General features: G+C 68.5%; 19 protein-coding genes. All 19 read right to left on the reverse strand.

The features are described 5' to 3' along the window. Positions 1–46: 46 nt before the first annotated feature. On the reverse strand, positions 47–271 hold the full coding sequence (gene infA, locus ACHZ99_RS09685; RefSeq protein ID WP_018834859.1) for a translation initiation factor IF-1: 225 nt from the start codon (positions 269–271) through the stop codon (positions 47–49). Continuing rightward, positions 268–504 carry a hypothetical protein gene (locus ACHZ99_RS09690; protein WP_420304050.1) on the reverse strand — a complete coding sequence of 79 codons (237 nt, stop codon included), beginning with the start codon at positions 502–504 and terminating at the stop codon, positions 268–270. The genes infA and ACHZ99_RS09690 overlap by 4 nt, the downstream gene beginning before the upstream one ends. Positions 505–705: 201 nt before the next feature. Then, positions 706–987, reverse strand: coding sequence for a hypothetical protein (locus ACHZ99_RS09695; RefSeq protein ID WP_420304051.1), 282 nt, complete (start codon positions 985–987; stop codon positions 706–708). Between the two features lie 96 nt (positions 988–1,083). Next, entirely contained in the window at positions 1,084–1,506 is a 423-nt protein-coding gene (locus ACHZ99_RS09700; protein ID WP_420304052.1) for a hypothetical protein, read from the reverse strand. 107 nt (positions 1,507–1,613) lie between these two features. Next, the gene (locus ACHZ99_RS09705) at positions 1,614–2,168 is read right to left on the reverse strand and encodes a hypothetical protein (protein ID WP_420304053.1); all 555 of its coding nucleotides are present in this window, start codon (positions 2,166–2,168) and stop codon (positions 1,614–1,616) included. Between the two features lie 4 nt (positions 2,169–2,172). Then, complete coding sequence (locus ACHZ99_RS09710; RefSeq protein ID WP_420304054.1) at positions 2,173–6,672, reverse strand: DUF6531 domain-containing protein; 4,500 nt, start codon at positions 6,670–6,672, stop codon at positions 2,173–2,175. Between the two features lie 47 nt (positions 6,673–6,719). Then, positions 6,720–7,799, reverse strand: coding sequence for a hypothetical protein (locus ACHZ99_RS09715; RefSeq protein ID WP_420304055.1), 1,080 nt, complete (start codon positions 7,797–7,799; stop codon positions 6,720–6,722). Beyond that, on the reverse strand, positions 7,787–8,440 hold the full coding sequence (locus tag ACHZ99_RS09720; RefSeq protein WP_420304056.1) for a hypothetical protein: 654 nt from the start codon (positions 8,438–8,440) through the stop codon (positions 7,787–7,789). Before ACHZ99_RS09720 ends, ACHZ99_RS09715 begins: the two co-directional genes overlap by 13 nt. A 264-nt stretch (positions 8,441–8,704) precedes the next feature. Then, entirely contained in the window at positions 8,705–9,898 is a 1,194-nt protein-coding gene (gene tuf / locus ACHZ99_RS09725; protein ID WP_420304057.1) for an elongation factor Tu, read from the reverse strand. Between the two features lie 198 nt (positions 9,899–10,096). Next, a complete protein-coding gene (fusA, locus tag ACHZ99_RS09730) occupies positions 10,097–12,217 on the reverse strand; it encodes an elongation factor G (RefSeq protein ID WP_420304058.1) in 2,121 nt (706 codons plus the stop codon). Positions 12,218–12,256: 39 nt separating this feature from the next. Next, positions 12,257–12,727 carry a 30S ribosomal protein S7 gene (gene rpsG / locus ACHZ99_RS09735; RefSeq protein WP_027754781.1) on the reverse strand — a complete coding sequence of 157 codons (471 nt, stop codon included), beginning with the start codon at positions 12,725–12,727 and terminating at the stop codon, positions 12,257–12,259. 2 nt (positions 12,728–12,729) lie between these two features. Continuing rightward, entirely contained in the window at positions 12,730–13,101 is a 372-nt protein-coding gene (gene rpsL, locus ACHZ99_RS09740; RefSeq protein WP_003948652.1) for a 30S ribosomal protein S12, read from the reverse strand. Between the two features lie 290 nt (positions 13,102–13,391). Then, positions 13,392–13,865 (reverse strand): DUF1707 and DUF4190 domain-containing protein, encoded by a 474-nt coding sequence (locus tag ACHZ99_RS09745; RefSeq protein WP_420304059.1) that lies wholly within the window; start codon positions 13,863–13,865, stop codon positions 13,392–13,394. 248 nt (positions 13,866–14,113) lie between these two features. After that, entirely contained in the window at positions 14,114–18,022 is a 3,909-nt protein-coding gene (locus ACHZ99_RS09750) for a DNA-directed RNA polymerase subunit beta' (RefSeq protein ID WP_420304060.1), read from the reverse strand. 91 nt (positions 18,023–18,113) lie between these two features. Further along, complete coding sequence (rpoB, locus tag ACHZ99_RS09755) at positions 18,114–21,599, reverse strand: DNA-directed RNA polymerase subunit beta (protein ID WP_420304061.1); 3,486 nt, start codon at positions 21,597–21,599, stop codon at positions 18,114–18,116. 609 nt (positions 21,600–22,208) lie between these two features. After that, a complete protein-coding gene (gene rplL, locus ACHZ99_RS09760) occupies positions 22,209–22,595 on the reverse strand; it encodes a 50S ribosomal protein L7/L12 (RefSeq protein WP_420304062.1) in 387 nt (128 codons plus the stop codon). Positions 22,596–22,686: 91 nt separating this feature from the next. Continuing rightward, positions 22,687–23,241: a 50S ribosomal protein L10 gene (gene rplJ, locus ACHZ99_RS09765; RefSeq protein ID WP_420304063.1), complete on the reverse strand. Its 555-nt coding sequence runs from the start codon at positions 23,239–23,241 to the stop codon at positions 22,687–22,689. A 312-nt stretch (positions 23,242–23,553) separates the two neighbouring features. Then, positions 23,554–24,432 (reverse strand): LppX_LprAFG lipoprotein, encoded by an 879-nt coding sequence (locus ACHZ99_RS09770; protein ID WP_420304064.1) that lies wholly within the window; start codon positions 24,430–24,432, stop codon positions 23,554–23,556. A 160-nt stretch (positions 24,433–24,592) separates the two neighbouring features. Further along, positions 24,593–25,495, reverse strand: coding sequence for a hypothetical protein (locus ACHZ99_RS09775; RefSeq protein ID WP_420304065.1), 903 nt, complete (start codon positions 25,493–25,495; stop codon positions 24,593–24,595). Positions 25,496–25,678: the final 183 nt, after the last annotated feature.

The raw sequence follows: 25,678 nt of genomic DNA on the forward strand, positions 1-25,678 counted from the left end.
GCCGGGGCCCGGTCACGGCCAGACCGTGACCGGGCCCCGGCCGTCGCTAGTTCCGGTACCGGAAGACGATCCGGCCGCGCGCCAGGTCGTACGGCGGCAGCTCCACCAGCACCCGGTCCTCCAGGTTGATCCTGATGTAGTGCTTGCGCATCTTCCCGCTGATGTGCGCGAGCACCCGGTGGCCGTTCTCCAGCTCCACGGTGAACATGGCGCTGCGCAGGCACTCGACGACCCTGCCCTCGGCCTCGATGACGTTCTTGTCCTTGGTCATCGGACCAGCTCCAGGTTGCTGCCCACCGGCCGGGCCCCGACGCCCTCGAAGAGGGCGGTGGCGGGCCGGTTGGACGCGTGGACCCCGGCCCGGGCGGCGTCCGCCCCGGCCCGGTACAGCGCCCCCAGCGCGACGACCACGTCGTCGTCCGGTGCATGCCATTGCCGGTCCGCGACGCGGGCGATCGTCACCGCGTTCTCGCTCGGGCCGGCCAGGAAAGGTTTCGTATCCATCGGAGTCTCCCTCCCAGGAGTGCCTCGATCTCAGGCGCTCCGGGCGACACCGAAGGTCAGCCGCCGGACCGTGACGGGTTGGGGGAGCACCCATGGGTTGTTGCGTTCACGGGACTCACCTCCAGCAGCCGACTTCACGGTCCGCCCCAGACCGTAGCGCCCCGCCACCATCCCGCTCAAACCCTTTTCCGCGCCGCCGGGTCAGTCCCGCCAGTCCAGCTGCGCCTCGGGGACCCCGATGGCACGCGCGTACTCCAGAGCCCGCATACGGCCCTCGTCCTGCTGGCGCGGATAGCGGAAGACCACGCCCGCAAAGACCACGAACGCCTCGGCGGCGGTGTTGTAGTTGACGTACCAGCCCCCCACCGGAGCAAGGGAGGCGGCCAGCCGCTCGGCGAGCAGCCCGGCGTCGGCCGCGTCGGCGGTGAAGTCCAGCAGCGTCCAGTGCCGCGGCTGCCCCGCAGCCGTGTCACCCGCTTTCACCCGCGTGATCCTGGTGACCCGGAGCGGAACCCCCGCCACCTCGGCCCCCACCCGAAGGCTCTCCGCAACCAGCACCCCTTCAAGCACGCGGCCAACCTAGCGAACCGCTCCCGGACGGCGATCCCCCATCACTCCGTCGACGAACGCTTCCGGCGGCAGGTAGCGGTGTGCTTCGACGTAGTGGTGGATCAAGTCGGGCGCCGCCAGCCGGACGCCGCTGGTACCGCGCACCCGGACCTCGGCTCCCCCGAGCGCTACGGACCGCCCACCCGCCTCGATGGTGACCGGACAGGGAGGCGGCCCGTCCGGGTGCGGCAACTGGCACAAGTGCCACCCGCGCGTTCTCGCCTCGGCGTGGTCGGCGCAGAGAGTCCCGAGCCTCTCCAGAAACCCCACGGGCGCACTCCCCACCGGGTAGCCCCGACCCGCGTCCAGCCAGCCCACGTTGAGCACGGAGACGTCCGGCGGGACGCTCCCGGGAAGGTACGAGTACGGCGAGAGATCATCGAAAGCCGTCATACCACTCGCACCTCCTCCCTCCCGGTGATCCTGCACCCACCCTTGGCTGCCGGGTCTCTGCCGGGGGCGTCGAAGCCGACGGTCGCGGCGCAGACCACCGCCCCGGGTCAGCCTCTGCCGTGACGGCTCGGCCGGGAGGTGTTCGGGTCGGGGGTGGTTTCGATGACTCGGGTGAGTTGCCAGCGGGCTTCCTCCCACCGGCCGCTGCGGGCGCGGGAGGACTCGCCGGCAGGGTCATCGGCGTCTTCGGCCCGCCGCCGGCCGACGGCGGTCTGGGCCGAGCGGGCCACGTCCTTGCAACTTGGTGGCGACGACCCCATGCGGACGATGAGGTCGGCTGCCTCCATCAGACGTTGGGCGCTGCAGCCCAGAGCCATGTGCGCCACCGAACTCGCGTCGTCGCTCACACCGCCGCCGGTGGGGGTTGTGCGCACCGCGTAGAATTTGTGGTACGCGTCCGCCAGCCGCTCGTGTGCCCGGTCCAGGTCGACCGCCTCGCGTGCCGCCGCGAGGAGTTCGGCGCACGTGTCCCGGACGGGCGGTGCGAGCCGGCCGGCGTAGATTTCCAGGGTGTGCTCGGCGAAGTCCAAGGCCAGCTCGCGCTGGTGGAGCTCGTCGGCCTCGTCGAGCAGGGCTCCGAGCACCCGCGGAATGACGATCATGTCTCTACCATGCCCTACGCGGCTTGCTGAGGACTTCCAGCAGCTTGGCTGTGTCTCCTGCCGCCAGGTCGAATTTGGCCAGCCCCAGGTCCGCGGCGGCTTGGGCGGCGTTGCGCAACTGGTGGCCCGGGAGGGCTCCGCCGCCCATCTTGTGATCCACGATCCAGCCCACCTTCTTGGTCGCGTCGGACATGTCCACGATGGCGAAGTCGCCCATGCCGGCCTTCTGATCGGTCCGGTACACCTGGAGGTTGCCCCGGCGTTCCAGCAACTTCTTGACGAAGTCCCGCTCCACGTCTGTCAGCTTGTACTCCGGCCCCTTGAGCTGAAGCTTGTTCAGCGTCATCCGCACCGGCTTGCCGTATGGCGCCAGGCCCAGCGGGTCCGTCCACACGTGGGGGTTGTCGACGTATGCGGCGGGGTTGGGGCCCGGAGCCAGGCCGAGCGGGTCGGGGGTGAGGTAGCGGGCGATGCCGGGGTCGTAGTAACGCAGGACGTTGTAGTGCAGGCCGGACTCGGGATCGTCGTACTGGCCGGGGAAGCGCAGCGGTGTGTGGGCGGTGCTGTCGGCGGCCCACGCGGTGCGGCCCCACAGGGTGCTACGGCTGTGCCAGGCGACGGCCCCCTGCTCGTCCACGAGTTCGGTGGGCGTTCCCACCAGGTCGGTGACGATGGCGAAGAACCGGGAGTCGACAACCTCCTGCGCGGCCGGGTCGGTGAGCCGCTCCGCCTGTATGACCGGGGTCCCGCCGTCGTATTCCCAGGTGAGGGTGACCGGGTGGGGCAGCTCCGGGCCTAGGGTGGTCTGCTCGATGAGGGTGGTTTCGTGCCATGTGAAGCGGGTCTCCTCGACGGCTGTCGTCCCGTCGGCCGCCATGCGGAGCTTGGCGGTACGGCGCCCCAGCGGATCGTAGAGGTAACGCCAGAGGGTGCCGTCCGGCGTGGTGACCGCGGTGAGCCGGTCCTCGGCGTCCCATTCGTAGCGCCAGACGTCCGGTTTGCGCGACAGCCGCTTTCTGACGCGCGCGGTGACCCGCCCCACCCGGTCGTACTCGTAGCGGGTGCCGCCCGCGGTGACCAGGGCGGGGGCGTATGTGCGCTCTCCCGTGGCCACCGCGTCGGCGTGCCGCTCAGGCCACGTGGCGGCTACCTGGTTGCCCAGCGCGTCGTAGGCGTACGTCTCCTGCCAGCCGGGGCCGTGGACAGCCGTGACGCGCTCGGAGGCGTCCAGCTCGTAGTCCGTCCGGCCGTGCGCTCGGTCCTCCACAGCGGTGAGGGCGCCGCCGGGGCGGTAGTAGTAGCTGCGGGCGCGCGTCGTCCGGCCGTGGGCGAGGATCTGCCGGCCGTTCAGCCGGCCGGCCGGGTCCCACGTCTGCTCCAGCGTGAGGGAACCCAGCGTCCGGGAGAGCACCTGGCCGAGCGGATCGTGGGTGACGGCGAGGGCGGGCCCGGTAACCATGGTGAGCGAGGTCAGGTTTCCGGCCGGGTCGTAGTGGTAGCGGCTGTCGTGCCCGGCGGGTGTGGTACGGCGGACGGGCCGACCGGCGGCATCATAGGCGAAGGTCGTCGTCCGGCCGTCGACCGTCTCCGTAACGATCCGGTCGAGAGCATCGCGCTCCCATTCGACCCGCCCGCCCGCGCCCGCGGCGCGGACCAGCTCTCCGGCCGGACCGTACTCGTAGGTGCTCACGGCGCCCGCGGAGCGTTTGGCGGTGAGCTGGCGCAGGGCGTCGTACTCGAACTCCACCCTCTGTCCGACGGCGTTCTCTCTCCGTACGAGAGCCCCCGTGGCGTCGTAGGAGTAGGCCATGCGCCGGCCGTCGAAGTCGGTCTCCTCTACCAGCCTACCCGCGGGGTCGTAGGTATACGTCCACGTCTGCCCGAGCGGGTTCGTCACGGAGGTCACCCGCCGCTGGGTGTCGTACTCGTACGTGTGCTCCGCCCCGTCCGGCCCTGTCCTTGTCGCCAGCAGGTCGAAGTGGGTGTACGTGTAGCGGCTGGTAGCGCCGGAAGCGTCGGTGTGCCGGACGCAGTTGCCCTCGCCGTCGTAGGCCCAGGTGTACTCCGAGCCCTCGGGGGCGGACCAGCACAGCAGCTCGCCCTCCACAGACCACCAGACCCGGGTGGTGGCGCCCAGCGGGTCTGTCTGGGCGTGGATGCGGCCGAACGCGTCGTACCGGTAGCGGGTGGTGCGGCCGAGCGGGTCGGTCAGCTGGGCAGGCAGTCCGGCCGGGGTGCAGCGCACGTCCGTGGTCGTGCCGTCCGGCTCCGTGACGGAGGTGAGAAGCCCGTTCTGGTCGTATGTGTAGCGCGTGGCCCAGCCCGTCGGATCGACGGAAGTAAGACAGTTGCCCCGCTCGTCGTACTCCCAGCGCCACTCGACACCGCCGGGCAGCTCAGCACGGGTGAGCAGTTCGAGTTCGTCGTACACGAAACGCGCACTGGCGCCGTCCGGCCAAGTCACGCGCTCCGGCCGGCCTGCGGCACCGTACTCGTAGGCAGTGCTGTGGCCGAGAGGGTTGGACTCGGCGATGAGGTTGTGGTGTTCGTCGTATTCGGTGCGGGTGACGTGGCCGAGGGGATCGATCTCGGCGACGATCTGGCAGTTGTCGTTGATGACGAAGCGGGTGGTGCCGTCGGCTGTAGTGAGGGTGGTGATGGTGTGGTCGGGCCAGGCGGGATCGGTGCCGTCGTAGTCGAGGGTGAGGGCGAGGTGGCCGGCTTCACCGCCTTCGGCCGTGCAGCGGTCCTGGGCGTCGTAGGTGTAGTCGTAGCGGTGGCCGTTGCGGTCGGTCCAGGACGTGACGCGCAAGCGGTGGTCGTAAGTGAAGGCCAAGGGCAGACCGGAGGAGTTGATGTCCTGGGCCAGGTTGCCGTCGGTGTCGTAGCTGAATCGTTTGACGACGACGTCGGTGCCGTCGTCGGCGGCGTTCGCCAGGCTGAGGGCGGTGATGCGGTCGCGGCCGGTATTGGTGCTGAACTTGAGGTGGTAGCCACCGGAGTGGCGGATGTCGGTGGGGGTGCCCTCGTCGTCGTAGGCGAAGGTGATGGTGTGGCCGTTGCGGTCGGATATCTGCTCGATGGCTGCTAGGCCGTGGGCGTCGGGTGAGGTGAAGCAGCGCGTGTGGCCGGTGACGGTGTCGGTGATCGCGAAACCGCCGGTCTCCAGCCGCGTGAGCGGCCAGCGCGGGCCCTGGTCGGGCTGTACCTCGACGTCGGTTCTGGCGGGGTGCGGGTAGGCCAGGAGTCGGCCATCTTCGGTGACGAACACCACGCCTTGGTCGTCGATTTCGAGGCGTTGGTCGATCGTGGACGCCCAGGTGGGGCCGAACCACCAACCGCAGCGGTAGGTCGACCCCAGGCGGCGGGTGAACGCCAGCGGGAGCAGGCCGGGGAGTTCGACGTCGGTCTGCGGCAGGTACATCTGTCCAGTGGCCAGGTCCACGGGGTCAGTGAACTTCGAGACAATGTTCTTCAGCCGGGTCGTGGCACCCTGCACGGCGTCGTCGATCATCGTACGGCCGCGTTTGGCCAGGCCCAGCAATCCGGCCTTCATGGCCTTGAGGCCCTTCATGGCCTTCATGCCGCCCTTGGCCAACTTCGCCAGGCCGCCGAGGGTGGTGAGGCCCTTCATGCCAGGGATGCAGTCGAGGGCGGCGAAAGCGACGTCCCAGAGCGACGCCTCGCCGTTCATGTACTTGTAGAGGGTGTCGGCGAGGACAACGAGGGCTGCGGCGAGGACGACCAGTGCGAGAGGGCCGCCGATGATCATCACGACGATGCCGAGGACGGCGACGATGACCTTGCAGACGTTGACGATGGTGTCCCAGTTGTCCTTGACCCAGTCGACCGCCTTCTCCCACCACTTGCGGTTCTGGATCCCCGCGTCGGAGGCGTCCTCCAGCTTGTCCTTCGCCTCCGACGCCGCGTCCTCGCGCATCTTCTTCGCGTCCGCGGCCATCTTCTTCGCCGCCTCCAGGCCGCCCTCGGCGTTGTCGACCGCCCGCTGCGCGGACGACTGGGCGGACTTCGCGTCGGTGGCGTTGCGGGCCGCGGCGCGTACCTCCGAGTCGTCGGGCTTCTCCTTGCCCTCCGCCTCGTCGTACTTCTCCGCCTTCTCCGTCGCCCGCTCCACCCACGAGTTCGCCGAGTCCAGACGGCCGCTGGCGGCCGTCAGGTCGTTGCGGGCCTCCCGGCCCCGCGCTAACGCCTTGTCGGCCAACGACTGGGCACGTTCGAGCTTGGGCCAGTAGGCGGCAAGGGCGTCGCCCGCCATATCGTACGAGCGCTGCAGCTTCTTCAGGTTCTTGGGAACTTCGTCGAACTCGTCCTGGAACGCCTTCGCGGTCTTCCCTGCCCAGCGCAGGATCGCGTCCTCGCCGGCCATGCCCTTGATCTGGCGCAGCGCGTCCGCCACGTCGTCGGCGAAGTCGTGCAACTCCCGGGCAAGCTGCCGTACCCGCTCCGGATCACCCGGGGTGGGGTCCTCGTCTAGATCCAGCACGTGCCAGTCAGTCGGACGATTCGCCACCGTTTCCTACCTCCGTGTCATCAGCGGACGACCGACTGGATCTCGTCGACCTCCAGCTCGGTGGTCGTGCCGAAGTCGCCGTCCGGCAGGTCACCGCCGGTGTCGCCGGAGCCCTCCCAGCTGATCTCCCACCGGATCGTTGCGCGGAACGGGTAGGTCGCACCGTCGGGCGTCGCGCGCAGGTAGGTCAGCCCGCAGGGCGGGGTCTCCTCCGCCAGTTCCGCCGTGTACGGGGTGCCGACGGAGCCGTCGTCGTTGATGGGGCAGGTGCCCGAGGAGGGGTGCAGTTCGGCGTCGTCGGTGCCGGGGTCGAGGGTGAGCGAAACCGGGGTGGCCGTGGTCCTGGCCCATAAGCCCAGGACCGGCACCTCGGCGGTGACCGAGACGGGCGCGAAGGTGGCGTCGTCCAGCCAGGCCCAGGTCGGGAGGTTCACCTTCTGCGCGTTCTGGGCGTCGGGCTTGAGGTTGATCTCGGTGTCCGGCACCCGGATACGGTCGTACGCGATCTCCGCGAGGATCCGCGGTGTCACCGCGTTCTCGTACTCCGCCGGCGGCGGGTCGCCCGTGTCCACCCAGAACGGCCCGGCATCGCACTCCATCGCCCCCGGGACGCCCTCGCCGCCTTCCGGCACGTAGCCGTCCCAGAAGTAGCCCTCGCCGGTCTTGGCCATGTTGAAGTTCTCGTACGTGCCCGGCGTGTCCCCGCCTGCTACGTACTTGTCCCGCTGCATGTTGTCGAACTCGCTGCCGGTGGAGCCCAGCGACCAGGTGTGCTCCCGCTCCTTCTTCAGCTGCTTCGGCGTGTACTTCGGTGCGTACCAGCACGGCGGCGGCGACCAGTCCCCCACGGGGTCCAACGCCCCACCGGAACCCCCCGACCCGCCACCTTCCCCGCCCCCGTTCGCCGACTCGTCGACCACGATCCCGGAGGCTCCGGCGTCCAGCATCTGCCCATCGGCGCCACCGTGGGTGTCCGGGGGAGGCTGTGCAGCATCGGTTCCTCCACCGATCGTCTCGCCGGCCCATGCGGGCGACGAGACAGCCAGTAAGCTGACGGCCACTAAGGCGGTCACCCGGTGGAAGCGGCTCAGGGCAGGCATTGCTCGGCCCCCTTGCTCGCGATGTTCTGCTCGGTGACCCACACGCCCGCATCGTTCTCCCTCAAGCGCGCCTGATGAACGATGTAGTCATCGTTCGACGGCTCGGTTCTGTTCACCTTCTCGGGCTCCAGGTACATGTCGAACGACTTGGTCTGGTCTTCGCAGTAGATGAGGTCGGCAACCCCGGGTTCGTCCATCGTGATCTGTGCGTCGTAGAAACGGGTTCTTCCCGTAGTGCGGGCCTTCTCGTCCACATACGCCTGGATGTAGGTCTCGGTGTCCGCCGCGACTTCCCCTCCGGAGAAGAACCGGTATGCCTCATGCACCGGGTCCTGTTCCACGAGAGCCAGATCCACAGCGCGAATGCGGAGCTCTGCGTCCTGGAGAACGGCGTCCTTCGTGTCATCGCCGGTGCTCGGCCAGTCGAAGATCAGCTCCAGGTCATCCGGCAGCTTGATCTCCGGTCTGCCCGGTGTCTCGGGCTCCGAAGGGCTCGGCGACGGCGAGTCCTTCGCCTTGTCTGCGCCCTGGATCTTGTCGTCCGACGAGGCGTCGCCGTCGTCGTCGCCGCAGGCGGTCAGCAGCAGGCTCAGGGCGGCGGCGGCCGCCATCGCGGTAGCAGGAAGGGCGCGGGGGGACACGATCAACTCCCGGTTGCGGTGCGGATACGTACGGGAGCCGACGCTAGTGGATCCGCGACCCGGCTCACCACCCCGGATTTCGCCCTTGTGGATAACCAGAATGTGGCGCGGTAATCCATCGCCACCCCCACCAGGTGAGTGCAATTCCATCACGCTTCACGGCAACCGCCGACTGCCGGAATAGGCATATCCCCGCCCATGCCAAAGGCCCCGCCCCGCCGAAAGAATCGGCGGGGCGGGGCCCCGGGAACGCTTACCGTCAGGTCACTTGATGATCTTGGTGACCTGGCCGGCGCCCACCGTCCGGCCACCCTCACGGATGGCGAACTTCAGGCCCTCCTCCATGGCGATGGGCTGGATCAGCTCCACCTTCATGTCGGTGTTGTCGCCCGGCATGACCATCTCCGTGCCCTCGGGGAGGTGCACGACGCCGGTCACGTCGGTGGTGCGGAAGTAGAACTGCGGGCGGTAGTTGTTGAAGAACGGGGTGTGCCGACCGCCCTCGTCCTTCGACAGGATGTACGCCGTCGCCTCGAACTCGGTGTGCGGGGTGACGGTGCCCGGCTTGATGATGACCTGGCCGCGCTCGACGTCCTCGCGCTTGATGCCGCGGAGGAGGAGGCCGACGTTCTCACCGGCCTGGCCCTCGTCCAGCAGCTTGCGGAACATCTCGATGCCCGTGACCGTGGTCTTGGTCTTCTCTTCCTTGATGCCGATGATCTCGACTTCCTCGTTCACCTTGAGGATGCCGCGCTCGATGCGGCCGGTGACGACGGTGCCGCGACCGGTGATCGTGAACACGTCCTCGATCGGCATCAGGAACGGCTTGTCGATCTCCCGCTGCGGCTCGGGGATGGACTCGTCGACGGCCTTCATCAGGTCGAGGACGGTCTTGCCCCACTCGGCGTCGCCCTCCAGCGCCTTCAGCGCGGAGACCTTGACGACCGGGACGTCGTCGCCCGGGAACTCGTACTCGGAGAGAAGCTCACGGACCTCAAGCTCGACGAGCTCCATGATCTCCTCGTCGTCCACCATGTCGGCCTTGTTCAGCGCGACGACGATGTACGGCACGCCGACCTGGCGGGCGAGCAGCACGTGCTCCTTGGTCTGCGGCATCGGACCGTCGGTGGCGGCGACCACGAGGATCGCGCCGTCCATCTGGGCGGCACCGGTGATCATGTTCTTGATGTAGTCCGCGTGACCGGGGCAGTCGACGTGCGCGTAGTGCCGCGACTCGGTCTGGTACTCGACGTGCGCGATGGAGATCGTAATACCGCGCTGCTTCTCTTCCGGAGCCTTGTCGATCATGTCGAAGGCCGAAGCCTCGTTCAGGTCCGGGTAGGCGTCGTGCAGCACCTTGGTGATCGCCGCGGTAAGAGTGGTCTTGCCGTGGTCGATGTGACCGATGGTGCCGATGTTGACGTGCGGCTTAGTCCGCTCGAACTTCGCCTTCGCCACTGGGGTCCTCCTGTGGACTGGTGCTGTACGCCCCCCGCCTTCTACGGAGGGGTTCAGGTGGTCGTTCCGAACCGGTCAGGACCCCTAGGGGGACGCCCTTGACCTGTCCGACTGTGGTCGGCGGCGGGGGGACCCGCCGCAGTTCCCGGGGGATCTGCGGCGGTATGCCCCGTATGCCGTTTGCTACAGCCTACGGCTTCACTCGCCCTTGGCCTTCGCGATGATCTCCTCGGCGACGTTCTTGGGAACCTCGGCGTAGGAGTCGAACTGCATGGAGTAGCTCGCCCGGCCGGACGTCTTGCTGCGCAGGTCGCCGACGTAGCCGAACATCTCCGACAGCGGGACCAGACCGGTGACCAGCTTGGCACCGCCCCGGTCCTCCATGGACTGAATCTGCCCACGGCGCGAGTTGATGTCGCCGATCACGTCGCCCATGTAGTCCTCGGGCGTCGTGACCTCGACCTTCATCATCGGCTCCAGCAGGACCGGTGCGGCCTTGCGGGCGGCCTCCTTGAAGGCCATCGAGCCGGCGATCTTGAAGGCCATCTCGGACGAGTCCACCTCGTGGTAGGCACCGTCCAGCAGGCGCACACGCACGCCCGTCAGCGGGTAGCCGGCGAGGATGCCGAACTCCATGGCCTCCTGGCTGCCCGCGTCCACCGAGGGGATGTACTCCTTGGGGATACGGCCGCCGGTGACCTCGTTGACGAACTCGTAGCCGTCGCCCTCCAGCGGTTCGAGCGCAATGATCACGCGCGCGAACTGGCCGGAGCCGCCGGTCTGCTTCTTGTGCGTGTACTCGTGCTTCGCGACCTGCCGGCGAACCGTCTCGCGGTACGCCACCTGCGGCTTACCGACGTTCGCCTCGACCTTGAACTCGCGCTTCATGCGGTCGACCAGCACGTCCAAGTGCAGTTCGCCCATGCCCGAGATAATGGTCTGACCGGTCTCCTCGTCCGTCTTGACCCGGAAGGACGGGTCCTCCTCGGCGAGGCGCTGGATCGCGACGCCCAGCTTCTCCTGGTCGCCCTTCGACTTCGGCTCGATGGCGACCTCGATCACCGGGGCCGGGAAGTCCATCGACTCCAGGATCACCGGGCTCGCCGGGTCGCTCAGGGTCTCACCGGTGGTGGTCTGCTTCAGACCCATGACGGCGACGATGTCGCCGGCACCCACCGATTCGATCTCCTCGCGCTTGTTGGCGTGCATCCGGTAGATCTTGCCGATGCGCTCCTTGCGGCCCTTGACCGAGTTCTGCACCTGCGAGCCGGAGTTCAGCCGGCCCGAGTAGACCCGGATGAAGGTCAGCTTGCCCAGGTGCGGGTCGCTGGCGATCTTGAAGGCGAGCGCCGAGAGCGGCTCCTCCTCCGAAGGCCGGCGGACGATGACCTCGTCGGGGTTGTCGACGGCGTGGCCCTCGACGCCCTCGACGTCCAGCGGCGACGGCAGGTAGCGCACGATCGCGTCCAGCAGGGGCTGGACGCCCTTGTTCTTGAACGCGGTGCCGCAGAACACCGGGGTGACGGTGGTGCCCTCGCCCTTGCCGGAGTTGATGGTGATACGGCGCACGGCCGCGTAGAGCTGCTCCTCGGTGGGCTCCTCGCCCTCCAGGTACAGCTCCATCATCTCCTCGTCGTTCTCGGCGACGGCTTCGAGCAGCGTGCCGCGCCACTCGTCGGCCGCTTCGAGGTGCGTGTCCGGGATGTCGACGACGTCGTACGCCTCGCCGAGCTTCGCCTCGGGCGACCAGACGAGCGCCTTCATCCGGACCAGGTCGACGACGCCCCGGAAGTCCGCCTCGGTGCCGATCGGGATCTGCATGACCAGCGGGGTCGCGCCCAGCCGGTCGGTGATCATGTCGACACAGCGGTGGAACTCGGCGCCCGTGCGGTCCAGCTTGTTGACGAAGCAGATGCGCGGGACGCCGTAGCGGTCGGCCTGGCGCCACACGGTCTCGGACTGCGGCTCGACACCGGCGACGCCGTCGAACACCGTCACCGCGCCGTCGAGCACGCGCAGCGAGCGCTCCACCTCGATGGTGAAGTCGACGTGGCCCGGGGTGTCGATGATGTTGATGGTGTGGTCGACCTCGTCGAGCGGCCAGTGGCAGGTCGTCGCGGCGGACGTGATCGTGATGCCGCGCTCCTGCTCCTGCGCCATCCAGTCCATCGTGGCTGCGCCGTCGTGGACCTCACCGATCTTGTACGAGACACCGGTGTAGTACAGGATCCGCTCGGTGGTGGTCGTCTTGCCCGCGTCGATGTGGGCCATGATCCCGATGTTGCGGACCTTGGCCAGGTCAAGCGAAGTGGTGGCCATGTTGGCTCAGTCTTCTCTCTCGTAATACGGGGTTTTCGACTACCAGCGGTAGTGCGCGAAGGCCTTGTTGGCCTCGGCCATCTTGTGGGTGTCCTCGCGGCGCTTGACGGAGGCGCCGAGGCCGTTGCTGGCGTCCAGCAGCTCGTTCATCAGCCGCTCGGTCATCGTCTTCTCGCGGCGGGCGCGGGAGTAACCGACGATCCAGCGCAGCGCGAGCGTGGACGAGCGGCCGGGCTTGACCTCGACCGGGACCTGGTAGGTCGCACCGCCGACGCGGCGGGACTTGACCTCGATGGCCGGCTTGACGTTCTCCAGGGCGCGCTTCAGAGTGATCACCGGGTCGTTGCCGGTCTTCTCGCGCAGCCCTTCCATGGCGCCGTAGACGATGCGCTCGGCGGTGGAGCGCTTGCCGTGCAGCAGGACCTTGTTGATCAGCGAGGTCACCAGAGGAGAGCTGTAGACCGGGTCGATGATGACCGGGCGCTTCGGGGCGGGGCCCTTACGAGGCATGCTTACTTCTCCTTCTTGGCGCCGTAGCGGCTGCGGGCCTGCTTGCGGTTCTTGACACCCTGGGTGTCGAGCGAACCACGGATGATCTTGTAGCGAACGCCCGGCAGGTCCTTCACACGGCCACCGCGCACGAGCACGATCGAGTGCTCCTGCAGGTTGTGCCCCTCCCCCGGGATGTAAGCGGTGACCTCGATCCCGCTGGTCAGACGCACACGCGCGACCTTACGCAGGGCCGAGTTCGGCTTCTTCGGGGTGGTGGTGAACACACGCGTGCACACGCCGCGGCGCTGGGGCGAACCCTCAAGCGCGGGCGTCTTGTTCTTCTCGACCTTGTCCTGCCGGCCCTTGCGGACCAGCTGCTGGATCGTAGGCACCGTTTCTCCGGTTTCTGTGTGCCGATCTCGATACTTCTAACCTGGGGTTCTGTCCGTGAAGACCGGCCGGCCCCCGACCCACGCGGTCGGGTGTGTCGCAAGCCCCGAACGTCCCCGCGAAAATCACGGGGAAGTGCAGCTCTTCGGTGTCACAGCCTCGGCGCCTTCGCGGGAGCGCCCCCGCGCACGCGAAGACCCGGGGACACCCCAGGCACAAGGTCAGAGCGTACCTACAGCAACCCGCTCCGGTCAAAACAAAAAGACATAAGGGACGGCCGGCCCGGGTAACCTTATGCGCCGCTGCTGGCCACGGCCGCCACGATGACCGCGATGAAGGCCACGAAGCTGAGCGCCAGATAGCCGATGACCAGGCCCGCGAGCGCCATCCCGTCGCCCTGCTCACCGGTTCTGCGGATCTCCGCGCGCGCCTTGTGCCCCAGGATGATCGCCGGGATGAACGTCACCCCGACCACCGGCACCAGCGCCCCGCACACCATCGCGCCGACCGCCGAGCTGTTCGTGCTCCGCGGGGGCGGCAGCACCGGGACGGGCTGGAACGTGCGCGGCACCACGGCCGGCATCGCCGGGATGCCCATGGGGCCCTGCGGCAGATCCGAGATGAGCGTGTGCAGCTCGCCGTACGTCTGCGCCTCGTACGCCCGCGACATCCGCTGCTCGTACTCCGGCTGGGTGAGCCTGCCCTCGGCGAACCCCGCCTTGATCACGTCGACGGTCCGCTCCCGGTCGGCGTGCGAGGCACGCATGGACGGAGGCCGGCTTTGGTCCCACGGCTGCATGGACACTCAGGAACCTCCCCACCCGCGGTCTCAGGTACCGCGTGCTTTCTATTGTGCTCGACGCACGGGACGCCGGGGGAGTTCCGGCGCGGGGCCGTGAAGTTCGCCTCCATGGTAGCCCGGTGGGCCGCTTTCCTCCCCCCGGGGAACGCCGCAGGGCGGCTCTCCCGCCGGGAGAGCCGCCCTGTGGTCCGTGCGGTGCCGCAAGGCCCGCCTTACTGGTTGTACGGGCCGTAGTCGTAGTCCTCCAGCGGGACCGCCTGGCCGGAGCCGGTACCGAAGGGCGAGTAGTCGATGTCGTCGTAGCCGACGGTCGAGTACATCGCGGCCTTGGCCTCCTCGGTGGGCTCCACCCGGATGTTGCGGTAGCGGGACAGGCCCGTACCGGCCGGGATCAGCTTGCCGATGATCACGTTCTCCTTGAGGCCGATCAGGGAGTCCGACTTGGCGTTGATCGCCGCGTCGGTCAGCACCCGGGTCGTCTCCTGGAACGACGCCGCCGACAGCCACGACTCGGTGGCCAGCGACGCCTTCGTGATGCCCATCAGCTGCGGACGGCCGGAGGCCGGGTGACCGCCCTCCGCCACCACGCGGCGGTTCTCGCCCTCGAACTTCGAGCGCTCGACCAGCTCGCCCGGCAGCAGCTCCGCGTCACCGGACTCGATGATCGTCACCCGGCGCAGCATCTGCCGGATGATGATCTCGATGTGCTTGTCGTGGATGGACACGCCCTGGCTGTTGTAGACCTTCTGGACCTCGGCGACCAGGTGGACCTGCACGGCCCGCTGGCCGAGGATGCGCAGCACGTCGTGCGGGTTCTCGGTGCCCACGGTCAGCTTCTGGCCGACCTGGACGTGGTCGCCGTCGCCGGCGGTGAGCCGGGCCCGCTTGGACACGCCGTACGCGACCTCGTCGGAACCGTCGTCGGGGGTGACGACGACCTTCTTGGTCTTCTCCGTCTCCTCGATCCGCACCCGGCCCGCGGCCTCCGAGATCGGCGCCACGCCCTTGGGCGTACGGGCCTCGAAGAGCTCGACGACACGCGGCAGACCCTGGGTGATGTCCTCACCCGCCACACCGCCGGTGTGGAAGGTGCGCATCGTCAGCTGGGTGCCGGGCTCACCGATGGACTGGGCGGCGATGATGCCCACGGCCTCGCCGATGTCCACCAGCTTGCCGGTGGCCAGCGAGCGGCCGTAGCACATGGCGCAGGTGCCGACGGCGGACTCGCAGGTGAGCACCGAGCGGGTCTTGACCGTCGCGACGCCGTGCCGGATCAGCTCGTCGATGAGCACGTCGCCCAGGTCGGTGCCGGCGGGGGCCAGCACCTTGCCGTCGACGACGATGTCCTCGGCGAGGCAGCGCGCGTACACCGAGGTCTCGGCGTCCTCCTCCTTACGGAGAACGCCGTCGGTGCCGGGCGTCGCGATCTTCAGCTTGAGGCCGCGGTCGGTGCCGCAGTCCTCCTCGCGGATGATCACGTCCTGCGAGACGTCCACCAGGCGCCGGGTCAGGTACCCGGAGTCGGCGGTGCGCAGCGCGGTGTCGGCGAGACCCTTGCGGGCGCCGTGCGTGGAGATGAAGTACTCCAGGACGGACAGGCCCTCGCGGAACGAGGACTTGATCGGCCGCGGGATGGTCTCGTTCTTGGCGTTGGACACCAGGCCGCGCATGCCCGCGATCTGGCGCATCTGCATCATGTTTCCGCGCGCGCCCGAGTTGACCATCATGAAGATCGGGTTGGTCTTCGGGAAGTTCTCGTTCATGGCCTCGGCGACCTCGTTCGTCGCCTTGGTCCAGATCGCGATCAGTTCCTGGGTGCGCTCGTCCTTGGTGATCAGGCCGCGCTCGTACTGCTTCTGGACCTTCTCGTCCTGGGCCTCGTACCCGGCGATGATGTCCTTCTTCGCCTCCGGGACGACGACGTCCGAGATGGCGATGGTGACGCCGGAGTGGGTGGCCCAGTAGAAGCCCGCGGACTTCAGGTTGTCGAGGGTCTGCGCGACGAGGACCTTCGGGTAGCGCTCGGCGAGGTCGTTGACGATCTCGGAGAGCTGCTTCTTGCCGACGGTGTAGTGGATGAACGGGTAGTCCTCGGGCAGCAGCTCGTTGAAGAGCGCCCGGCCCAGCGTCGTACGCAGCCGGAACGGGTCGCCCGGCTGCCAGTCCGCGTCGGTCGCGGTCTCGCCCTCCGGCTCCGGCGGCGTCCAGCCGCGCGGCGGCACGGAGCCGACCGGGAAGCGGATGTCGACGTTCGCCTGGAGGGACAGCTCGCCGGCGTCGAAGGCCATGATCGCCTCGGCGACCGAGGCGAACGAGCGGCCCTCGCCCTTCTTCTCACCCTCGATCTCGTCGGTGGTGAGGAAGAACAGCCCGAGCACCATGTCCTGCGTGGGCATGGTCACCGGCCGGCCGTCGGCCGGCTTGAGGATGTTGTTCGAGGACAGCATGAGGATGCGGGCCTCGGCCTGCGCCTCCGCGGACAGCGGCAGGTGCACGGCCATCTGGTCGCCGTCGAAGTCCGCGTTGAACGCGGTGCAGACGAGCGGGTGGATCTGGATGGCCTTGCCCTCGACCAGCTGCGGCTCGAACGCCTGGATGCCGAGGCGGTGCAGCGTCGGCGCCCGGTTCAGCAGCACCGGGTGCTCGGCGATGACCTCTTCCAGCACGTCGTACACGACCGTGCGGCCGCGCTCGACCATCCGCTTGGCGCTCTTGATGTTCTGCGCGTGGTTGAGGTCCACCAGGCGCTTCATCACGAACGGCTTGAACAGCTCCAGCGCCATGGCCTTGGGCAGGCCGCACTGGTGCAGCTTCAGCTGCGGGCCGACGACGATGACGGAGCGGGCCGAGTAGTCGACGCGCTTGCCGAGCAGGTTCTGCCGGAAGCGGCCCTGCTTGCCCTTGAGCATGTCGGACAGCGACTTCAGCGGGCGGTTGCCCGGGCCGGTCACCGGCCGGCCGCGGCGGCCGTTGTCGAACAGCGCGTCGACGGCCTCCTGAAGCATGCGCTTCTCGTTGTTGACGATGATCTCGGGCGCGCCGAGGTCGAGAAGCCGCTTCAGCCGGTTGTTGCGGTTGATGACCCGGCGGTACAGGTCGTTCAGGTCGGAGGTCGCGAAGCGGCCGCCGTCCAGCTGCACCATCGGACGCAGGTCCGGCGGGATCACCGGGACGCAGTCCAGCACCATGCCGTTGGGGCTGTTGCGGGTGTGCTGGAACGCGGAGACGACCTTCAGCCGCTTCAGGGCGCGGGTCTTCTTCTGGCCCTTGCCGGTGCGGATGATCTCGCGGAGCTTCTCCGCCTCCTCGTCCAGGTCGAAGGACTCCAGGCGCTTCTGCAGCGCCGCGGCGCCCATGCCGCCCTGGAAGTACGTGCCGAAGCGGTCGCGCAGCTCGCGGTAGAGCAGCTCGTCGCCCTCCAGGTCCTGCACCTTGAGGTTCTTGAAGCGGCTCCACACCTCGTCCAGGCGGTCCAGCTCGCGCTGGGCCCGGTCGCGGAGCTGCTTCATCTCGCGCTCGCCGCCCTCGCGCACCTTGCGGCGCACGTCGGCCTTGGCGCCCTCGGCCTCCAGCTCGGCCAGGTCGGCCTCCTGCTTCTTGGCCCGGGCCTCCAGGTCGCCGTCGCGGCGCTGCTCGATCTGCTGGCGCTCGACGGAGATCTGCGCCTCCAGCGACGACAGGTCGCGCGTGCGGCGCTCGTCGTCCACCCACGTGATCATGTAGGCGGCGAAGTAGATGACCTTCTCCAGGTCCTTCGGAGCCAGGTCGAGCAGGTAGCCCAGGCGCGACGGGACGCCCTTGAAGTACCAGATGTGCGTGACGGGCGCGGCCAGCTCGATGTGGCCCATCCGCTCCCGGCGCACCTTGGCGCGGGTCACCTCGACGCCGCAGCGCTCACAGATGATGCCCTTGAAGCGGACGCGCTTGTACTTGCCGCAGTAGCACTCCCAGTCCCGGGTGGGGCCGAAGATCTTCTCGCAGAAGAGGCCGTCCTTCTCGGGCTTGAGGGTGCGGTAGTTGATGGTCTCGGGCTTCTTGACCTCGCCGTGCGACCAGGTCCGGATGTCGTCCGCGGTCGCCAGGCCGATCCGCAGCTCGTCGAAGAAGTTGACGTCGAGCACTCTCGTCAATCCCTCTCAGGGTCGTGTGTCAATGGTCTGATCGGGGTCGCGGGGGCCGGAGCGGCTTCGGGGGAAGCCGCTCCGGGACCCGTCAGACCTCTTCGACGCTGCTCGGCTCACGCCGGGACAGGTCGATGCCAAGCTCTTCGGCGGCACGGAAGACGTCCTCGTCCGTGTCGCGCATCTCGATGGACATGCCGTCGGAGGAGAGGACCTCCACGTTCAGGCACAGGGACTGCATCTCCTTGATGAGGACCTTGAAGGACTCGGGGATGCCCGGCTCGGGGATGTTCTCGCCCTTGACGATGGCCTCGTAGACCTTCACGCGGCCGGTGACGTCGTCCGACTTGATGGTGAGGAGTTCCTGCAGCGCGTACGCGGCGCCGTACGCCTCCAGGGCCCACACCTCCATCTCGCCGAACCGCTGGCCGCCGAACTGCGCCTTACCGCCCAGCGGCTGCTGGGTGATCATCGAGTACGGGCCGGTGGACCGGGCGTGGAGCTTGTCGTCCACGAGGTGGTGCAGCTTGAGGATGTACATGTACCCGACGGAGATCGGGTCCGGGAACGGCTCGCCGGAGCGCCCGTCGAACAGCTGCGCCTTGCCCGACGGCTGCACCATGCGGTTGCCGTCGCGGTTGGGCAGGGTGTTCTGGATCAGGCCGGCCAGCTCGTCCTCGCGGGCGCCGTCGAAGACGGGGGTCGCGACGTTCGTACCGGACTCGACCTGGTCGGCGCCGATGCCCTGCAGCCGCTCGGCCCACTCCTCGCGGATGCCGGAGACGTCCCAGCCCTGGGCGGCGAGCCAGCCCAGGTGGATCTCCAGGACCTGCCCCGGGTTCATCCGGGAGGGCACGCCGAGCGGGTTGAGGATGATGTCGACCGGGGTGCCGTCCGCCATGAACGGCATGTCCTCGATCGGCAGGATCTTGGCGATGACGCCCTTGTTGCCGTGCCGGCCGGCGAGCTTGTCGCCGTCGGTGATCTTGCGCTTCTGGGCCACGTAGACGCGGACGAGCTGGTTCACGCCGGGCGGCAGCTCGTCGCCCTCCTCGCGGTCGAAGACGCGGACGCCGATGACGCGGCCGGTCTCGCCGTGCGGCACCTTCAGCGACGTGTCGCGGACCTCGCGGGCCTTCTCGCCGAAGATCGCGCGCAGCAGCCGCTCCTCCGGGGTCAGCTCGGTCTCGCCCTTGGGCGTGACCTTGCCGACGAGGATGTCGCCGGCGACGACCTCGGCGCCGATGCGGATGATGCCGCGCTCGTCGAGGTCGGCGAGGACCTCCTCGGAGACGTTCGGGATGTCCCGGGTGATCTCCTCGGGGCCCAGCTTGGTGTCGCGGGCGTCGACCTCGTGCTCCTCGATGTGGATCGAGGACAGGACGTCGTCCTGCACGAGGCGCTGGCTAAGGATGATGGCGTCCTCGTAGTTGTGGCCCTCCCACGGCATGAACGCCACCAGGAGGTTCTTGCCGAGCGCCATCTCGCCCTCGTCGGTCGAGGGGCCGTCGGCGAGCACCTGGCCCTCGATGACGCGGGCGCCCTCGTCCACGAGCACCTTCTGGTTGAAGGAGGTGCCCTGGTTGGAGCGGTGGAACTTGTTGACGCGGTACGTGGTGTAGGTGCCGTCGTCGTTGGCGACGGTGACGTAGTCCGCGGAGACCTCCTGGACCACGCCGTCCTTCTCGGCCTTGATGACGTCGCCGGCGTCGACCGCGCAGCGGTACTCCATGCCGGTGCCCACCAGCGGGGCCTCGGCCCGGATCAGCGGCACGGCCTGGCGCATCATGTTCGAGCCCATGAGGGCGCGGTTGGCGTCGTCGTGCTCCAGGAACGGGATCATCGCGGTGGCGACCGACACCATCTGGCGCGGCGAGACGTCCATGTAGTCGACGTCGTCGCCGGGGATGTAGTCGACCTCGCCGCCGCGGCGGCGGACCAGGACCCGGTTCTCGGCGAAGTGCAGGTCGTTCGTCAGCGGCGCGTTGGCCTGCGCGATGACGAAGCGGTCCTCCTCGTCGGCCGTCAGGTAGTCCACGTCGTCGGTGACGACGCCGCCCTCGACCTTGCGGTACGGGGTCTCGATGAAGCCGAACGCGTTGACCCGGCCGTACGAGGCGAGCGAGCCGATGAGGCCGATGTTCGGGCCTTCCGGCGTCTCGATCGGGCACATGCGGCCGTAGTGCGACGGGTGCACGTCGCGGACCTCGAAGCCGGCCCGCTCACGGGACAGACCGCCGGGGCCGAGCGCGTTGAGCCGGCGCTTGTGGGTCAGGCCCGACAGCGGGTTCGTCTGGTCCATGAACTGCGACAGCTGGCTGGTGCCGAAGAACTCCTTGATGGAGGCGACGACCGGCCGGATGTTGATCAGGGTCTGCGGCGTGATCGCCTCGACGTCCTGGGTCGTCATGCGCTCGCGCACGACGCGCTCCATGCGGGCGAGGCCCGTACGCACCTGGTTCTGGATCAGCTCGCCGACGTTGCGGATGCGGCGGTTGCCGAAGTGGTCGATGTCGTCGGTCTCGACGACCACGGCCTGACCGTTGTCCCCGAGCGTCTCGACCTCGCCGGCGTGCAGCTTGACCAGGTACTTGATCGAGGCGATGACGTCCTCGACCGTCAGCGTGCCCGAGTCCAGCGGCGCGGCGGCGCCCAGCTTCTTGTTGATCTTGTAGCGGCCGACCTTGGCGAGGTCGTAGCGCTTGGGGTTGAAGTAGAGGTTCTCCAGCAGCGTCTGCGCGGCCTCCTTGGTCGGCGGCTCGCCCGGACGCAGCTTGCGGTAGATGTCGAGCAGCGCGTCGTCCTGCCCCTGGGTGTGGTCCTTCTCCAGGGTGGCGCGCATGGACTCGTACTCGCCGAACTCCTCAAGGATCTGCTCGTTGGTCCAGCCGAGCGCCTTGAGCAGCACGGTGACCGACTGCTTGCGCTTGCGGTCGATGCGGACACCGACCATGTCGCGCTTGTCGATCTCCATCTCCAGCCAGGCGCCCCGGGAGGGGATGACCTTGACGGAGAAGATGTCCTTGTCGGAGGTCTTGTCGATGGAGGAGTCGAAGTAGACGCCCGGGGACCGGACGAGCTGCGAGACCACGACACGCTCGGTGCCGTTGATCACGAACGTGCCCTTGTCGGTCATGAGCGGGAAGTCGCCCATGAAGACCGTCTGGGACTTGATCTCACCGGTCTCGTTGTTGGTGAACTCGGCGGTGACGAAGAGCGGTGCGGCGTAGGTGAAGTCGCGCTCCTTGCACTCGTCGATGGAGTTCTTCGGAGGCTCGAAGCGGTGGTCGCGGAAGGTCAGCGACATCGACCCGGAGAAGTCCTCGATCGGGGAGATCTCCTCGAAGATCTCTTCGAGGCCGGACTTGGTGGGGACGTCCTGTCCATGATCCAGGGCCTCCTCGACACGAGCCTTCCAGGCGTCGTTGCCGAGGAGCCAGTCGAAGCTCTCGGTCTGGAGCGCAAGAAGGTTCGGAACCTCGAGGGGCTCCTTGATCTTCGCGAAAGAGATGCGCAGCGGGGCGGTGCTGGCGCCGTTGTTCATACTAGCGGTCGAGGCGGTGCGCGAGGCGGCCAAGAGGGGTCCTTCCGAGGGCTCGGACTCACTACGCGCGTACCGGTCCCAAAACCCACACGGAGAAGAAACGCCCAGGTCAAAGCGTGTCTCTCAAGATCGTACGAGCTCTGGACAGACCCCTGGTGACGGGCAGGGGGCAGTTAACAGGCAGCGCAAAGGGTCAGTGTAGCGACTCGCCACACTGATGTCCAGCGGAGGCTGGAGACCAGCAAATCTTCGATCTCTCCCTGCCTGGGGAGCGCCCGCCTCGCGTGGGGCCTCCCCTGAAGTTATGCCGAGTACCGGATGCCTTCGCGCTTGAAGCCATTCCCACTCCGTCACCGATCCATGCCTCGGAGTACGGACCGATGTGACGACCTGAGAATCGCGCGCCGCTGGCCGTTCGTCAAGGCCCCCCTGCCCCAGGGAGATCATGCCGGCGCGCCCCGGCCGGTGAAGATCACCATACCCGCAGCCGCGCACGGGGCAAGCGCTCCGGCCGGAGGGCCCGGCAACGCAGCGAGGGCGACCACCCGTCTGGGTGATCGCCCTCGGCGGTGACCGCGACGGCCGCGGGGCCGTCAGGCCCGGCGGCCGGGGCTCAGAGCGCCCCGGCCGGCCGGGACGGGGTCACTTGACCTCGACGGAGGCGCCGGCGCCCTCAAGGGACTCCTTGGCCTTGTCCGCGGCCTCCTTGTTGACCTTCTCCAGCACGGCCTTCGGCGTGCCGTCGACCAGCTCCTTGGCCTCCTTCAGGCCGAGCGAGGTCAGCTCGCGCACGACCTTGATGACCTGGATCTTCTTCTCGCCGGCACCGGTGAGGACGACGTCGAACTCGTCCTTCTCCGGCTCGGCGTCGGCCGGGGCGCCCGGGACGCCCGGGGCGGCGACGACCGCGGCCGGGGCGGCGGCCTCGACGTCGAACTTCTCCTCGAACTTCTTGACGAACTCGGAGAGCTCGATGAGGGTCATCTCTTCGAACTGCGCGAGCAGGTCGTCCTGGCTGAGCTTCGCCATGGTGGCGGTCCTTCCACTAAGTCGGCTGGTGCCGGTTGTGCTGATGCGTCGGTGCGGCGGGCGTACGCGCTGCCCCCCGCCAGGCCGCGGACTACTCCGCGGCGTCGGCGGGATCCGGCGTACCGGCACCGCCCTGCTCGCGCTTGTCGCGCAGCGCGTCCGCGGTGCGGACGAACTTCGACAGCGGGGCCTGGAAGGTCGCCGCGGCCTTGGCCATGGACGCCTTCATGCCGCCGGCCAGCTTGGCGAGCAGCACCTCGCGGGACTCCAGGTCCGCGAGCTGGTTGATCTCCGCGGCGGTCAGGGTCTTGCCGTCGAGGACACCGCCCTTGATGACCAGCGCGGGGTTGTCCTTGGCGAAGTCACGCAGCCCCTTGGCCGCCTCGACCGGGTCACCGGTCACGAAGGCCACCGCGGTCGAGCCCTGGAGGTGCTCGTCCAGCTGGTCGAGCCCGGCCTCCTTCGCCGCGATCTTGGTGAGCGTGTTCTTCACCACTCGGTACTGCGCGTTCCCGCCGAGAGAACGGCGCAGGTCCTTCAGCTGCGCCACGCTCAGTCCGGTGTACGCGGTCACGACGGCCGCGTGGGAGTTACGGAGCTTGTCCGTGATCTCCTTGACGGCATCGACCTTGTCCGGCGTCGCCATGTGCCTCAGCCTCCTTCCGGGTGATGGACCGCCCTTCGGATGCACGAGGCCCCCGCACACGACGAACGCCCCGGCGCAGGCGCACGGGGCGTGACTCGACCGCACGGGCTCGGGGCCCGGCGGGAGGATCTGCCTCATTCACCTGCGCGGGCCGTCCGCGGCGTACGCGGAACCTTCGGCCACCGCACCCCCTTGCGGGCGTACGGCGACGGCCAGCGGTCTTTGGCTACGAGGAGGAAGCGTACGGCAGCGGCCGCCCCACGGGCAAATCGCCCCCGGGACGGCCGGGCCGTACGTACCGCCTGGTCCGGCTTACGCGTCGGGGGGCGTCTCCTGCATCGCCTCGTCCATGTCCATGACCTCGGACGCCGGCGGGGCCTTCACTGTCACGGGCTCGTTGTAGCTCAGGAAGGTCATGGTGCTGTCCATCGGACCCTCCTTCGTCTCGGCCTGCATGCGGAACTGCCTGGTGTGGTCCTCGCCGTCGATCCACATGTCCAGGGTGAGCTCGTCGACACCGAGCTCCGCCATCTCGTCGATGTTCTCCCGGCGTTGCTTCTTCGTCTCCGCGTCCTCGCCCTTCAGCTGTGCGCGGAGGTCGTCGAGGGTGACGGTGCCGGTGTAGTGGGTGGTCCCGACCCCCTCGATCTCCTCCTCGCCGACCCGCTCCAGGTCCTCGGCCGCGGTCATCATCTGGGCTTGGTCGGCGGGGTTGTCCTCCGACTGGCCCAGGTCCAGCATCGGCTCCTCGTCGTCCGAGGCCGAGCCGAGCTTGATCCAGGACTTGCCGCCCATGCCGCCGGCGGACGCCGAGTCGACCTTCATGTACGTGATGTCGTCGACGACGCGTATCTCCATGCTGCCGTCCTCGTCGGCGGTCGCCCCGTCCGTCGTCATCTTCATCCGCAGGGCAGGCGGGTCCATGCTCATCGCCCCGGAGCCCTTCATGGCGCCCTCACCGGGGACCGTGCCGTCGATCCGGTACTCCAGGGACGTCAGCTCCTCCGCGTTGTCCGTGGCCTTACGGACGGCGGCGGCGGGCGTGACGTCCACCGGCTGACCGGCGTTCCCGCCCTTCTTGCCGTCCGCCTTGCCGTCTCCCCCGTCGTCGGAGCAGGCCGTGAAGGCGGTCAGGGCGAGGGCGGCCGCGCCGAGCGCGGCACCGCCCCGTACGAACGTCGAGCGCATCATGATCCTTTCCCTCCGGGCACGCATGTCCCGGCATATGGCGGGGCAACACGCTAGTGCCTCGGGCGAGATGGGGTGGATCCGGGCGGCGGCCGGGACCGGAGGCCGCCGGCGGCGGAGCCCCGCGATCCCGCCCGGAGGCGCCGCGCGGGCGGGCCGGCGGCTACCGGACCTCGGTGAAGTCGATGCTCTCCGCCGCCGAGGGCTCCTCGACCTCGACCTCGGTGCCGTAGTCCGAGTAGTAGACGGTGGAGCTGAACTCGCCGCCCGTCATCTCGCCGGACTCCTCACGCTTGATCATGAGGTCGTTCTCGTCCACCCAGATGTCGACGGTCTGCGTCGTGATGCCGGACGCCTCCAGCTGGTCCTCCAGGTCCGACAGCTCTTCCTCGCTCATCGTCTTGGACGACGCGCGGGCCAGGTCGGCGACGTTCACCGTGCCGGAGTAGTGCGTGGTCTGGACGCCGCGCACCTCCTCCTTGCCGACCTCCTCGACGTCCTCGGAGGCCAGCAGCAGCTTCACGGCCTGCCCCGGGGTGCTGTTCTGCATCTGGTCCTTCATGTACGCCCCGGACGGGCCCATGAGCTCGGCCATGTCGTCGTAGTCGTAGCGGATCCACTTCTTGCCCGGGTACTGCGTCTGGAACGCGCCCTCCACGCCCGCGTAGTACGCGTCCGGCAGGTAGCGCGCGTCCAGCGTGCCGTCGTCGTCCATCAGCTGAATCGACGAAGCCATCTGGCCGTCGGTGTACTCGACGGTGGCGGTGCCGATCGCGCCGTCGGCCCAGTCGAGTTCGCCCTCGTTCTCGGTGGTCATCGCGTCGCCCATGACCACGGTGCTCTCGAACTTCGACGACTCCGCGCCCGTGGTCTTCTCGTCGACCGCCAGCAGCGCGGCCTGGGCGCCCTCAACGACGCCGCCACCGCCGCCGCCGTTCCCGCCGCCGTCCGTGCCCCCGCCGCCGGAACCGCCGTCGCCGCCGGAGTCGGACCCGCAGGCCGCCGCGAATGCGAGCAGCAGCGCAGCCCCCAGCGAGACACCTGCGCGCTTCACGGTCGTGTGCATGAGAATCCCCGCCCCCTCGTGGGTCAGTCGTTCGCCGGGCAGGTGTTCTGCCCGTACGGCCAGTCAACACGAGAAACGGGCCGGATCCGGTTCCCCATGGGGGTTCGGATCCGACCCGTTGCCTGGTCGTGACAGTCGATGCGCGATCGTCGCACGGGCGGCGCCCGCCGGACCGCGCCGACG

This window comes from Streptomyces sp. MAR4 CNX-425 (assembly GCF_048656465.1).
Classification (GTDB): domain Bacteria; phylum Actinomycetota; class Actinomycetes; order Streptomycetales; family Streptomycetaceae; genus Streptomyces.